Source organism: Lutibacter sp. (assembly GCF_013139515.1).
Classification (GTDB): Bacteria; Bacteroidota; Bacteroidia; order Flavobacteriales; family Flavobacteriaceae; genus Lutibacter.
Window position 1 is genome coordinate 73,127 of the sequence record NZ_WTAR01000030.1, and the last position, 12,584, is coordinate 85,710.

General features: G+C 33.4%; 17 protein-coding genes. 7 read left to right on the forward strand and 10 right to left on the reverse strand.

Annotation, left to right across the window (positions count from 1 at the left end; all coding sequences use genetic code 11):
- The first annotated feature begins 5 nt into the window (after nucleotides 1–5).
- The 7 genes from GQ540_RS03735 (at nucleotide 6) to GQ540_RS03765 (ending at nucleotide 6,945) form a co-directional block, all read left to right on the forward strand.
- Nucleotides 6–938 carry a hypothetical protein gene (locus GQ540_RS03735; RefSeq protein WP_291797541.1) on the forward strand — a complete coding sequence of 311 codons (933 nt, stop codon included), beginning with the start codon at nucleotides 6–8 and terminating at the stop codon, nucleotides 936–938.
- Between the two features lie 27 nt (nucleotides 939–965).
- Entirely contained in the window at nucleotides 966–1,382 is a 417-nt protein-coding gene (locus GQ540_RS03740; protein WP_291797544.1) for a hypothetical protein, read from the forward strand.
- 244 nt (nucleotides 1,383–1,626) lie between these two features.
- The gene (locus GQ540_RS03745; RefSeq protein WP_291797547.1) at nucleotides 1,627–2,151 is read left to right on the forward strand and encodes a hypothetical protein; all 525 of its coding nucleotides are present in this window, start codon (nucleotides 1,627–1,629) and stop codon (nucleotides 2,149–2,151) included.
- A gap of 8 nt (nucleotides 2,152–2,159) precedes the next feature.
- Nucleotides 2,160–2,798, forward strand: coding sequence for a hypothetical protein (locus GQ540_RS03750; protein WP_291797549.1), 639 nt, complete (start codon nucleotides 2,160–2,162; stop codon nucleotides 2,796–2,798).
- Nucleotides 2,799–2,802: 4 nt separating this feature from the next.
- Nucleotides 2,803–6,297 (forward strand): LamG-like jellyroll fold domain-containing protein, encoded by a 3,495-nt coding sequence (locus tag GQ540_RS03755; RefSeq protein ID WP_291797553.1) that lies wholly within the window; start codon nucleotides 2,803–2,805, stop codon nucleotides 6,295–6,297.
- A 32-nt stretch (nucleotides 6,298–6,329) separates the two neighbouring features.
- Complete coding sequence (locus tag GQ540_RS03760; RefSeq protein WP_291797556.1) at nucleotides 6,330–6,470, forward strand: hypothetical protein; 141 nt, start codon at nucleotides 6,330–6,332, stop codon at nucleotides 6,468–6,470.
- Nucleotides 6,471–6,495: 25 nt separating this feature from the next.
- Nucleotides 6,496–6,945: a hypothetical protein gene (locus GQ540_RS03765; RefSeq protein ID WP_291797559.1), complete on the forward strand. Its 450-nt coding sequence runs from the start codon at nucleotides 6,496–6,498 to the stop codon at nucleotides 6,943–6,945.
- Nucleotides 6,946–6,947: 2 nt separating this feature from the next.
- On the opposite strand, the gene GQ540_RS03770 is transcribed toward GQ540_RS03765, so the two are convergent.
- From GQ540_RS03770 to GQ540_RS03815, 10 genes are all read right to left on the reverse strand, one after another.
- Nucleotides 6,948–7,520, reverse strand: a complete 573-nt coding sequence (locus GQ540_RS03770) for a hypothetical protein (RefSeq protein WP_291797561.1) — start codon at nucleotides 7,518–7,520, stop codon at nucleotides 6,948–6,950.
- On the reverse strand, nucleotides 7,517–7,990 hold the full coding sequence (locus GQ540_RS03775; RefSeq protein WP_291797565.1) for a hypothetical protein: 474 nt from the start codon (nucleotides 7,988–7,990) through the stop codon (nucleotides 7,517–7,519). The genes GQ540_RS03770 and GQ540_RS03775 overlap by 4 nt, the downstream gene beginning before the upstream one ends.
- Before the next feature lie 47 nt (nucleotides 7,991–8,037).
- Nucleotides 8,038–9,906, reverse strand: coding sequence for a hypothetical protein (locus GQ540_RS03780; RefSeq protein WP_291797568.1), 1,869 nt, complete (start codon nucleotides 9,904–9,906; stop codon nucleotides 8,038–8,040).
- A 125-nt stretch (nucleotides 9,907–10,031) separates the two neighbouring features.
- Nucleotides 10,032–10,445, reverse strand: a complete 414-nt coding sequence (dut, locus tag GQ540_RS03785) for a dUTP diphosphatase (RefSeq protein ID WP_291797572.1) — start codon at nucleotides 10,443–10,445, stop codon at nucleotides 10,032–10,034.
- Between the two features lie 9 nt (nucleotides 10,446–10,454).
- Nucleotides 10,455–11,069, reverse strand: a complete 615-nt coding sequence (locus tag GQ540_RS03790) for a hypothetical protein (RefSeq protein ID WP_291797575.1) — start codon at nucleotides 11,067–11,069, stop codon at nucleotides 10,455–10,457.
- Between the two features lie 85 nt (nucleotides 11,070–11,154).
- Nucleotides 11,155–11,364 (reverse strand): hypothetical protein, encoded by a 210-nt coding sequence (locus GQ540_RS03795; protein ID WP_291797577.1) that lies wholly within the window; start codon nucleotides 11,362–11,364, stop codon nucleotides 11,155–11,157.
- Nucleotides 11,364–11,963 carry an FAD-dependent thymidylate synthase gene (thyX, locus tag GQ540_RS03800; protein ID WP_291797580.1) on the reverse strand — a complete coding sequence of 200 codons (600 nt, stop codon included), beginning with the start codon at nucleotides 11,961–11,963 and terminating at the stop codon, nucleotides 11,364–11,366. The genes GQ540_RS03795 and thyX overlap by 1 nt, the downstream gene beginning before the upstream one ends.
- Nucleotides 11,935–12,123, reverse strand: a complete 189-nt coding sequence (locus tag GQ540_RS03805) for a hypothetical protein (protein ID WP_291797583.1) — start codon at nucleotides 12,121–12,123, stop codon at nucleotides 11,935–11,937. The genes thyX and GQ540_RS03805 overlap by 29 nt, the downstream gene beginning before the upstream one ends.
- 2 nt (nucleotides 12,124–12,125) lie before the next feature.
- Nucleotides 12,126–12,395, reverse strand: a complete 270-nt coding sequence (locus GQ540_RS03810) for a DUF551 domain-containing protein (protein WP_291797585.1) — start codon at nucleotides 12,393–12,395, stop codon at nucleotides 12,126–12,128.
- Nucleotides 12,385–12,582, reverse strand: a complete 198-nt coding sequence (locus GQ540_RS03815; RefSeq protein WP_291797588.1) for a hypothetical protein — start codon at nucleotides 12,580–12,582, stop codon at nucleotides 12,385–12,387. The genes GQ540_RS03810 and GQ540_RS03815 overlap by 11 nt, the downstream gene beginning before the upstream one ends.
- Nucleotides 12,583–12,584: the final 2 nt, after the last annotated feature.

Here is a 12,584-nt window from a genome sequence, read left to right on the forward strand (position 1 = left end):
AAATAATGTCATCACTAAATACAACAGTTCCAGCAAGGACTCAGACAATTGGAGAAGTAATTGATTCGACCAAAAATAACTTTGTTTTAACTGATTCTGAAATTGATAGAGTAGAGGGTTTAGTTAGCACTTCAACAACAACTTCAAGCACTAATCTTTCTGCTCATAATGATTCAGCAACTGCTCATGGTGTTGATGCTCTTGATACAAGAATAACAGCTAATGAAGATGAATTGTTTGATGGTAGAGGCACTAAGGATACACTTGATGAAAGACTATCTGTTGCCATTGAACAGGATGGCACAATTAGATTGTCTGAATTTTCAGGGAGGTATATAGACAATAGTGATGTTGCAACTTATGTTGATAATAGGAACTTTACTGTCCCTGGAGATAGAACTGGTGTTTATATTGTTGGAGCAATTTTAAGAATAACTGTTGTTTCTGGATATGTATATGGAATTGTTCAATCATCAACTTATACTACATCAACAAATGTTCAGCTTTTGAGTGATTATCAAGTATTAACAAATCCAATTTCTAAAGTTGAAATGTCATTACTTGCATTTGATAATGCTGTAGAAACAGTTGCAGCAACAAATTCAACTGATATTACAAATCTTCAAAATCAAATGTCTGCATATCTTGCAACTGGTGATAAAACATTAACAAATTCTGATTCACCATATACAGTTCTTGCTACAGATAGAGTTCTTATTTGTGATACTACAGCAGGAAGTATCACAATAGATTATCCAGCAGTTGCAACTAGTGAAAATAGACAATTGGTTGTTAAAAAAATAATTGCTGCAAATACAGTAACTAGAGATGGTAATTCATCAGAAACAATAGATGGTTCAACAACACAAGCAATGACAACTCAATGGGATAAGGCTACTGATTATTGCAATGGCACTGAATGGTTTCAAATAGCTTAATTTAAAAAATAAAAGAGGGAGATTAAAATGAAAAAAATATTAATAATGTTGTTAACATGTTTGGGGTTCTCTTTAGTTATAAATATTCCAACTATTCTCGCTAAAACAGCAACAGTAACATACTCATATGATGACTGGGCGAATCATACTGTTTGTATTTATGTTTCGGAAACTCCTGATATTGCTACACACCAAACAGCTACTGGTCAATGTGATATGGAGGATGATGGTGTTGTTGAAATTGGCAATATTCAGACAGGAATGACATATTATTTTGCTCCTGTTGGGTATGATAAAGTTACTGGTGCAAGAACAATGTGGGGTGATGAGGTAGCTCAACTTGTTCCTGCTGAAGTGTTGCCTGATATGGGTGAATTGCCTCCGATTATAGAAGTTCCATTTGGGACTTTTACTCTTGATAGTGTTACATACAAGGCTAACTAGGAGACTGTAGATGCCTTATTTGACCGTTGATGTTAATGGGACAACCATTGATGTGCAAGTTACTGATATGTACCTTGAGTTTGCTGATACTGCTCATTTACTCATGGCTCATGCTACAAGTGATAAGTCTGTAGAATATTTCAAATTTGATCCACATCTTGTATCCAGTAGTGGGTATTATGTATTAGCAGATGATCCAAGCCTTACATTAAGTCTTGTTGAAAATTCTCCAATTAGAGTAGTTGTGCAAATCAAAGGTAATTTTTATAAGACAATTGGAACAGCTTATTTGGGATCAGCAACAAACCAGGTAACTTATACGTTTTATGTATATGAAGATAGAATGACTATTGATATATCATATGATACTTCTGATACTTCAGTATCTCTTGATGATTCAAATTTCCATGCTTTGATCCAACATTCACCCCTTGCTGGTATTACAGCAACAGATGATAATTTTTGGGGAGATGCCACATCTGAAACTGATGCAGGTAGCTTTGACGATGTAAGTACAACTGCTAATTATATGAGAGTAACAGATGCTAGTGATTATGATATTTTAAGTATAGTTTTGGATGAGGGAGGTCACACTGTACATCAAAGATTTAATGGGGTAGGAACAATACATCAAGCATGGAAAGGTGTTTTGGTTCTTAATGGGGTAGATACTTATAGTGCTATTTTTATATGGGATCATACGATAACCTGGGATGCTGCTGGAAGACAAGCTCTTGGTATTCAATACAAAGACCAAATAATTTCATAGGATTAAATATGAACGTAAAACAACAAAGTCCAGAACACACACCAGAACTATTTTACATGCCATTTGCCACAGGTGAATTCAAAGATGCCTATGACGATGAAGGTAATGTAATTGGTCAGGAAGAAATCGTTGAATATACTACAGCAGTAGAGGTAACAACTCAACCAGACCATGCATCTCTCAAACGGAAGTGCAAAGATGGTATCCAAGAATTAAGAGTTTACCCTAATGACCAATTCCCAATTAAGTTGTATGTCAATGATGTTTTATTAGCCGAACAATCCGTAGTAATGGAGGTTTCCGGTGATGGTGGAGCAACATGGGAAGTTCCTGCCACGGTTGATAAAATCATTGATTATGATAATGACGGAGTATTTGATGCATTGGTAAGTACTGGTGAAGGATCATATCTATCTGTGTCCTGTAATTGGAATAGTTTCTTACCTGATCCTGATAAGCAAGTGTTTATTGCTAATTCTCCTGGCAAGTTGGTACGGATTGGTTGGTATATCAAATCACATAATCCAGAATTTAATATGAGATATGATGAAGGTGAAGATGTTTTTACTGAACTTATAGAAGGTGAAGTGGATATGATGCACGTTGTGTTTTCACCTAATGGCATTATGGATTACTTGGAGGTTTAAATAGATGCCTTATCTTTCAGTAGATGATCAGTCAACAACCATAGCCATAACCGGAAGTGGTAATATTTGCACATTCACTGTAGCCACAGCGGATGCTTCTCTCGTTGAGAATAATCCTAACAGAGTCACAGTAACTGAGACTGCTATTAGGTGGTCTATACTCCCTGATAGAATTATAAAAGCCGGAACTTCTGCTGCAACTACAGGATTATCAATTGGTACGGAGGATGGCTCTTACTCTGAAGAAACGATTACAACTGATGTTCAGTATTGGACACCACTTACATCTGTAACTGATGCAACAGTATTGAAAGCACTTATAACTGCTCAATACAAAGACACTACCCTAGAACTCTCAAGAGGAGCAGCAGTAACTGACCTAAATATTCCTGATAATATTGGTACTGATGGTTTCGCTTCAGACGGAGCATGGCACTTTGAAGCTGATAATAATGATGACTTAGAAATTCCTTGGGATCGTGACAGGAATAATCCCAATGTACAGATTCATGATTGGCCTATGCTTAGTGGTTCTGGTGATGAGCATTTGATTGGTCACTGGAAACTAAACTCAGTTGGAGGTAGCTCTGATTTTTATGAAGAGATTGCTGCTGAGTGGGGAGGAACTTCTAATAATGTTACTGCTGTTGAAGCAGTACAAGGTAACGGTATTCAAAAGAGTTCTGGTACTAGTGACTATTTTGAAGTGGATGATACCAATATCCCGACAGAGCAAGGGACTATTTCATTCTGGTTTATTCCCTCGCATGATAGTGACAATGCTGTTTTTTGGACAGCAATCTCTAATATTTGTAGTATCTCAGAGGGCGATAACGCAAATACTATAGGGCTAAAAGGCAACAATGGCTCCGGTGCTAACTTTGAGTGGGAGTGGCACATAAGGGACAATGGGGGTACAGCACATACTTGTGATTCCGGTTTATTATCTGCTAATATATTTACAGCAGGAACACCTCTGAGAATCCATCTTTGTTGGGATTCAGCAAAAGGATTTATGGCTATTATTGTAAATAATCGTATAGTTAAAAATTTACATACATCTTCGTGGACTATGGGAGAGAGTTGGCAATCCTCTGATGGTAATTTGAGATTTTTTAATGACTCTGGTGGAGAAGCAGATACTTCTATTATAGACTCACTGAAAATCTACAACCAACCAATCCTCCCATACGGAGCATACTTTACTGGGAATGGTTCTGTTAATACTGCAAGAGCGCATAGTGATGTTTTGACTTATTGGGATTGTGACAACACAACTTTAAATATAAGTCAGGAAACAACTCCAGCAGTAGTACAAGGTGGTGCTACATTCACCGGGGGTGGTGTGGAAGTACTGACAGGTGATACTACAAACATAACTTGTACTGACGGAACTAGCTTTGACATGACTAACAGTACAATATCACTATGGTATAAAGCTACAGGAAGTCCGGCAGCATGGGCTTGTTTATGCGCTTTGAGTTCAAGCTCCAATGCTTTTTTGCTGATGATGGAAACAGCAACAAAACTAACTCTTAAAATAAACGGTTATCAGTACGGGGTAACAGTACCAACACTATGGGATGGCAACGATCATCATATACGTTTTAACTGGGACTTAGGTACTTATAATTGGCACTTGTGGCTTGATGGTATTTATTACCCTGTCACAGGTTTTTCAAACTTCACAGATCCAACAGCGTCTGGACCAATGTATATAGGTAATGTAAATGGTGCTCAGCCAGCGCAGGGTGTAATAAGGGACTTTCATATAACTAGTAAAAAAGATACTCCACAAATACCAACCATTGGATACAAACCAATGTGGATGCCAACTGTTCAAGGTAAGACATTAGGAACAGATTATCAACAATCAGTATTGCCGGATATGTCAGTACTCTTAACACATCAAGAAACACTCACTACAGCCGACACAACTTACATAACTCACTTACATCCTGATGTGGGTAAATGGGTCAGAGACTTAAATATTCCAGCGAGTATCGGTAAGGGTGGATTGGCTTCTGATGGAGCTTATCATGCAGAGATGGGGTTAACAGACGGAGATCCTCAACTCCAATTAACAGCAGACATAGACCGTAATAACATGGCCCTTGCTCCACATCAAAATGAAGCATGGGGAATGAAAACAGTCAATGATGCTGGTAGTGCTTTGGATGAGCATTTGATCTGCTATTGGAGTTGCGCTTCCCTTACAGTATTAGATATATTTGATGCTAGTACTGATGGGGGTACTGTGACTCTGACAGGGGTAGATGTGAACACTGATGGGATCAGAGGAAAGGCTGTTGGTGATTTTACAGATGCATCAGATATCGCAACCTTCCCATGTACTGATGGCAGTAATGTTGTTGCGGATAGAGGTACGATAACGTTTAGTTACAAGAATAATGGGAGCACACCAGCAGGTTACAATAGATTCTTTGAACACTCACTTGGATCAACAAATGCCTTACAATTATTAAGAAATAGTACATTTAATGATAGGTTTGAGGTACAAGTAGGAAATACAGGGGCATTAACAGGGTCTGACTTTGGGACTGACCTTCTCGATGGAAACTGGCACAGTATTACAATGGGTTGGGATCAGGCTAAGTCTTTTATCTATATTTCTCTTAATGGTGTTGTGCATGTTCACAGTGTGGCGTTCACTGCTCCAACATTATCCAGTGGGACTATGCAAATAGGGAATAGATCCTCTGGTTCAAGACAGTGTGAAGGGCTTATCGACAACTTCAAAATCTACAACGAACTAATCCTCCCATACGGGGCATACTTTACAGGTATAGGCTCAGACTCAACTGATCTTGCTGCAGTTAATACTAATACGGCTCATAGTGATGTTACTTGTTACTTTGACTCTGAGATAGATACTGTAGCAGCCTTACAGATAGGCACTAGTACATTATTTAGCATAGACAGTACAATCTCTATTGCTACCTCTGGAGGGCCAGATGGAAAAGACTGTTTAAACTTTACAACTAAAACTGCCACTTCCTCACAAGCCTTAGAGATTGATGGTACAGATATTGATTTAAGCAATAGTTCTTTTGGTTTTTGGTATTCTCCGCAATATACTGGAATCCCTACAACATCACAAAACATCTTATTTAATAGTGGTGAAATATCTCTAACTCACAATATTACATCTGGAGATTTAGTACTAGCATGTGGGGTAAACGGTGGGATCACAGAATCGGCGTGGTCCCCAGTAGCTGGTGTCTGGTATTTTATAAGGTTTAACTTAGAGACAAATAACCTAAAAATGTTTATTGATGATATACAGATTAGTACTACTGACAATGTATACACAGCTCCATCGGCTCCTGCTGTTATAGAATTTGGTAGAACTTACCAGGGAGCAGCAGCACATAATTATTACTTAGGTAAAATATATATAACTAGCAACCCAAACACACCTCAACTACGTACAGCCGGATATCGTCCTATTGTACTACCAGTAGTAGATATAACATAAATCAATTAACTTAAAAGAGGATTCCAATCTTTATGACAATATTAAATGAACGCTTGATTATTGTAAAAGGTGAACGATGTCCATTTAGTTTAAAATGTGAAAGACCATGCATAGCAAAACTGAATTTAGAAAATGAATTTAGTTGTGGCTTATTTAAAGAATATGTAAAATAATGTTATTTCAATCATTACTTTACAAATGAGTGTCGATAAAATGTATAAATGCAAATACTTTAAAATATATGAACTTGTTTATCCTGAATTATATAATTATGCAAAACAAACTGGAAATATTAATAAATTATGGAATTTTTTTGATGAAGAACTATTAATAACTATAGATAATATAAGAGAATTAAATAGAAGTTCAATAAAAATAAATGATTGGTATTGGGGTGGAAATTACTCATTGAGTGGATTAAGACCTTATGATTCATTGATTGGTGCTTTTGGAAGTTTTCACAAATTTGGAAAAGCATTTGATCTAAAATTCAATTCAATAGAACAAATAAGACAGGATATCCTGAATAATCCATTTCAAGAAGAGTTTAAGTATATAACTTGTCTTGAAATGGATGTATCTTGGTTACATATAGATTGTAGAAATAGAGATAAAGTTAATTTAGGAATACTTAAAATATATCCATAGTATTACCAAATCTTTAAATCTTTTTTAACTGCCATAAATAAAGCTCTTGAAACTTTAATTGCATCATTAACACTTAATCCTTTTTCAACCATATATTCTATTTGCTTAATCGCTTTTTCTTCATTTTTTTTATCCATCCATCTTTTTATTTTAAACATCTTTTCTCTAATCTTAGCTTTTCTCTTATCTGTAAGATTTCGATCTCTTTTCTTAACTCTTGATCTATTGACAATAGTGTAGTTATCGGTGAACAAATCCTGCATTCCACCATCTTTCACACTCTGTATCCATAAATCTATTCTCTCTTCAGTTGTGAAGGTCTTATTAGTCAAAAATGCAGCAGGGAAACCAAATTTCTCAATCCATTCCCTTACATGTATTCTTGTCACATTAATATTGTGTTTTTCCTTCAAATATTTAGATATTTCTAATACATTAGATAGATTGTGTTCTTTAACTTCTTTGTCATAATCAATGCAATGATCATATCCATCTCCATTAGATTTTCCACTTCCCATACAACCATGTCTATGATCACCACAATTATTACATTTGATTAATTTATTTTTACTCATAATTCTTTCTTCTTTTTATTTTCTAACCACCATCTTAAATAATGTTTATTGCACATTTTTCTAGTTTTGACAGGATTATTACAACCTTGACATTTACATTTTTGCCCATTTAAATTTTTATATAATATAGGAGTTTTTAATATTTGTTTTGGAGACATTCCTTTCCGATATCTTTTATAAACTAAATTATATGAAAGGTTATAGACGGAACACCATTTAGCCATTGGAATTCCATCTAATTTTATTGTTGTCCTTCTATTATTAGACTGTTCTTTTCTTGAGGCCCAAATGCAATTTTTTAAGCAATAGTTTCCATTAGAATTTAATCTCTCAATCGTATCTCCTTTTTGTGGAATACCCATATCTATAATAAACTTTTCGATATCCATCCATTCAGAGCAGATAGATATTCCTCTACCTCCATAATCTTTATAGTCAGATGAGTTTTCATTTAAACATCTTTGTTTCATAGACCTCCAACTTTGATAACAGGGGTGTTTATATCTACCATGAGTTTTCATAATTCACAATTGCCTCCACTACAAGCTAATGTTTGAGATGAAATAGTCATATCCCTATTTTCATACTCCTTCATCTTTTCCCAATCTATCTTAGGGAAAGATTTAATACCCTCTTCATATTCTTCTTTTGTTATTTCTTCATATGGTGCGTTTTCATAAATATGGTCATCTTTAGGAAAAAATGATAATCCTCCTATGATATCCCAATTATTCCATATCCAATTTGCAATTGCAAAATATTCATCATCTGTATAATATATTGTTTGACTAGGATTTCCTTCACACCAAGTATTTCTATATATTTTCCACAAATCAAGCTGGTCTAATGCTTTAAGATCTTTTAGAGTTATTGACTTTTCAGGTGATTTTATATAAAATGAAAATATATATTTATCGCAAGAATCATTAATATATGGAACCCCTTGATCAATCAATAATTTACTTAATGGATCTTTAATATCTTGCCTAACTCTTCTAATGTAATATGGGAACATTCGAGGGTGAATACCTGATGAACAATTCACTAACTGTGAAACTGTTCCTGATGGTTTATTGAGAGTTAATTGCTTAGATTCATTTATATTTAATTTTTTTGCCCATTTTATATTAATTTTTCTAGCAATGTCTTTCAATTCTTTTAACCAATTTTCTAACTCAAATGATTGACCAGACATTATATGATGATCCATGATTCCAGTTAATGAGACTCCAAGTAATCTTTCTTCTTCTGCATTTTTCTTCCAGATAGGTCTTAGATATCTAAAATCTGTCAATGTTGATTGTAAAGTTCCAAGAATTGAAGCAATTCTTACTTTTTTCTTCAATGATTCAAGAGTATCTTCTGATCTAATTACAACTTCTGTAAGATTGCACAAACCTCCTGAATCCCTTAGTATAGCTTCAGCACAAGGATTTAGAATGTATTCACCATCGTATACCCTATCACATTCCTCTGCTTTTATTTTTAATGCAACTTTATTAACTATTCCTCTTTCTCCAGATTTGCTTACATACTGATTTCTCCATTCTTTAGAAAAAGAATCTAAATCTGGCTTTTCTGTATATGCTGTTGAGTTATTGGCTAATGCTCTTTGAGGGTCTGCAATATACCATTCTCCATTTTTAGCCCTTCTCATTCTATCATCAGATAAGTTAGATAGGGATATCATAGCTGCTCTCCTAACAGAGCCAACAATAACTGTATCAGCAATTTTACACATCAAATCATGACATTCTATACTATTTAACTTTCTCCCTTTAGCATTTTTAAATAACCGAATTGTAAATTCAAAAAGATTTTTCAAGGGTAATGGGCCAGAGCTTCTACCTCCAAAAGTTTTTAATCTCTTCCCAGCTTCTCTAATTTTAGAGACATCATACTTTGGGATTTTTCCTGAATATAACAAACTTATTAATTCTCTTAATGAACTAGCCCATCCTATTTTTGAATCTGCAACAACAATAACTGTATCGCTATTGAAAAATTCTTCATCTATTGTTGGCAGTTTATTTATATACTGTCTTTCAACAGAAAATCCAAATCCAGATCCACACATTAATAAATAAAAAGCTTCATCAAAAACTCTTTGATGGTTTATTGCACACGCAGAACAATTATATCCAGCAATATTATCTCTTTTTAAGGCTTTTCCTGCCGTCATCAATGCTCTCATTGAAGGCATAACTTCCAGATTTAAAATTGATTCCTTTATCTCTTTTGGAAAACTTATATTCTCTAGTTGTAATCTATTTCTAAAAAATGAACAATATCTTTCAACTGTTTCTTCCCAAGTTTCTCTTCTTTTTTCTTTGTCTAAAAATCTTGCATATTTTGATATATGAATATACTTTTGATAATCGTCCATTTTGTATCACCAATGTTATAAATTTAATGGAATATTTGGCAGGAACGGGAAGAATCGAACTGGAAACATCAAACGTCAAAAGGTTTATATTCTACCAATTGAATTAAGTCCCTGTTTATAGTTTGCTAAAACCCTGTACTACCAAAACCATCTGTGCCACGATCTGTAATACCTAAATCTTCAATATTCTTAACTACTTTTATAACAGGATATGATACTGGAAAAATAATTAATTGAGCAATTCTATCACCTTTTTTATATCGAAATTCTTCTGTATTACTAAGATTATATAAATGAACATGAATTTCACCAGTGTATGGTTCATCTATAACACCAGCACCAACCTCAATATTTTTCTTGACAGATAGGCCAGAACGTGCTTTTACAATTCCACAATGATTAGGTGGAAATCTTACAAATGTTCCCGTTTTAATAAGCTTAGATTCATTTGGTTTTATTAAACCATCTTCATCTGCAATTAAATCCACTCCTGCATCGTTATTATTTTTCTTTGTAGGAATATTTCCATATACAGTCATTTCAATCATTTATATCTCCTTTAATAGTTTTAATATATCTTTATAATTTTCTCTAATTCTGATATAATTCTTTATTTCTTTAACTTGACCCATAATATGAGTTAATTTAGACCAACCATTGTTAGATCCCTTATCAAATACAATACCAAATTGTTTATTATATTTACAATGATCTCTAACTGTATGAATATTATCATCAATTAATATTCCATCATGAGTATGTTTCCACTTTTGATTTGAATGAATGATATTATCTGACTTTATAGGAAAATATCTACAAATGTGATATTCTTTCTCAATTTCTGTACCTGGATATGATGAAGTTATAATATAAATATTTTCATATCCAAATAAATCTATTATAGTATCAATGAAGTTCTGTGAATTTTTAAGTGGTTTAATAATATCTTTTGAATATATATCAGGATTTTGAAAAAATGAATTTGCTCCTTTCCCATAAGTATCTTCAATCCATGTCCAACTTAATATATCTTTACTTGTTATTTTATCCTTATAATGTTTGAAAATCCACTTACACCATTTTGAATCAAGATCATTAATAGTTGAATCATAATCAACATATATTTTCATATGGTAAAATCCTTTTCGGCTTGCAAAACCCAATCTTTAATTTTACCAGTTTTATTAAAATATTTAAACAAGTATTTTAATGTTCTCATTGCCAATCGTCTATTATGGTTTTGAAATATCATATAGTATTACTTTCTATATATTCTTTAATAGTTTCATCACTAAATCCAGCACTTCTTAATACTGGAATAATAAAATAATCAATTACATTTTCAATTGATGGAAATTCACCTTCTCTTTCAACTTGATATTCACCATAACTATCTTTAAAATAGAGTAAAGTTGTTTCAATCTCAGTTTCTGTTGTTTTAGTTTTCCATTCACACATTATTCATCCTCTTTATTAAATACAGAAGATGCTCTATCTGATAAGATCAATAATATCATATCAGCAATTACTCTAATATCTGGATGAGCAGCTTTAGACCCCCTAAGATTTATAAAATGAATCCATTCTCTGAAATTTGCAGTCATGACAATCTCAGTCTTGAGACATGTTGGCAATACACTTCTGGCATTTTCAGGCTTAACACCTATATCAATAAGTTTTTTATATGATTCTTCAGCATTTTCACATGCTTCTCTCCATAATTCTTCTTCTATTTTATTTACAATCTTACATGGTTGAAGTACTTCAATATCACCATATTTAACATAACGGGTACTTTCTTGAGAATAACTAGCCAATCTATGTCTAACAATCTCATGTGTTATTCCACGATCACAAACAATTCTAAAGGTTGCAAATGCATGTTCAATAACTGAATGATGCCCTCTTTTAGTTATTGCTTTTACAAATACCTTTGCAGAAGTTGGAGTTATCTTATTTTCACTCTTATAACAAGTCCTTCCTGCTGCTTCAATTAATTGTTCTGCATCTTTACTAATTTGTAATAATTCAACTGATGGTTGTATTGTTTTCATCATTCATCTCCTTTCTAATTTCATCTGCTCTTTCCCAAGTAAAAAGCAACTCATCATTTAAGTAGAATCCATCTTGTTTAAATTGACATTCAGAATATTGATGAACTATCTCTTCAATATCAAGCCAAACACCATGTTTATTTTTAATTTCTTTTACACTCATAATTATACCTCTGCTGGTTTAGGTAAATACATCCAATAATTAACTTTTCCAAAGCAAGGTTTATAATCAAAAAACCCTTTCCCGACCATAAGTTGTTTAAAGTCTTTACCATCCCATAACATAGTACTAGTTTCATTTGGTTCATCTTCACAACAATAATAAGTTACAAAAACAGAAACGCTATATCTTTTTTCTGGAATGACAGGCAAACGATCATTAACACTAATCCAACCATCTTTTTTACAATTACAGTATTTCATTTTATTCTTCATCTAATAATTTCCAATCTTTTTTAATATTTAAAGTTCCTGAAAAATAAAAAGGGTCATATTTATTACCACGATATTCTTTTTCAAATTTTCCAACCACTTTTGTTTCTTCTAAATTATCGAAAACACCAAGTGGATAAGAATGATTTTCTCTATCTCCCCATCTATACATCAACACTAAATAAAGCATAT

Bases quoted from the DNA above. Each gene is read 5' to 3' on its own strand.
- GQ540_RS03815 (WP_291797588.1), bottom strand. From the start codon at position 12,582: ATGCTTTATTTAGTGTTGATGTATAGATGGGGAGATAGAGAAAATCAT.
- GQ540_RS03780 (WP_291797568.1), bottom strand. From the start codon at position 9,906: ATGGACGATTATCAAAAGTATATTCATATATCAAAATATGCAAGATTT.
- thyX (WP_291797580.1), bottom strand. From the start codon at position 11,963: ATGATGAAAACAATACAACCATCAGTTGAATTATTACAAATTAGTAAA.
- GQ540_RS03775 (WP_291797565.1), bottom strand. From the start codon at position 7,990: ATGAAACAAAGATGTTTAAATGAAAACTCATCTGACTATAAAGATTAT.
- GQ540_RS03740 (WP_291797544.1), top strand. From the start codon at position 966: ATGAAAAAAATATTAATAATGTTGTTAACATGTTTGGGGTTCTCTTTA.
- dut (WP_291797572.1), bottom strand. From the start codon at position 10,445: ATGACTGTATATGGAAATATTCCTACAAAGAAAAATAATAACGATGCA.
- GQ540_RS03805 (WP_291797583.1), bottom strand. From the start codon at position 12,123: ATGAGTGTAAAAGAAATTAAAAATAAACATGGTGTTTGGCTTGATATT.
- GQ540_RS03755 (WP_291797553.1), top strand. From the start codon at position 2,803: ATGCCTTATCTTTCAGTAGATGATCAGTCAACAACCATAGCCATAACC.
- GQ540_RS03760 (WP_291797556.1), top strand. From the start codon at position 6,330: ATGACAATATTAAATGAACGCTTGATTATTGTAAAAGGTGAACGATGT.
- GQ540_RS03795 (WP_291797577.1), bottom strand. From the start codon at position 11,364: ATGTGTGAATGGAAAACTAAAACAACAGAAACTGAGATTGAAACAACT.
- GQ540_RS03765 (WP_291797559.1), top strand. From the start codon at position 6,496: ATGAGTGTCGATAAAATGTATAAATGCAAATACTTTAAAATATATGAA.
- GQ540_RS03810 (WP_291797585.1), bottom strand. From the start codon at position 12,395: ATGAAGAATAAAATGAAATACTGTAATTGTAAAAAAGATGGTTGGATT.
- GQ540_RS03750 (WP_291797549.1), top strand. From the start codon at position 2,160: ATGAACGTAAAACAACAAAGTCCAGAACACACACCAGAACTATTTTAC.
- GQ540_RS03735 (WP_291797541.1), top strand. From the start codon at position 6: ATGTCATCACTAAATACAACAGTTCCAGCAAGGACTCAGACAATTGGA.
- GQ540_RS03770 (WP_291797561.1), bottom strand. From the start codon at position 7,520: ATGAGTAAAAATAAATTAATCAAATGTAATAATTGTGGTGATCATAGA.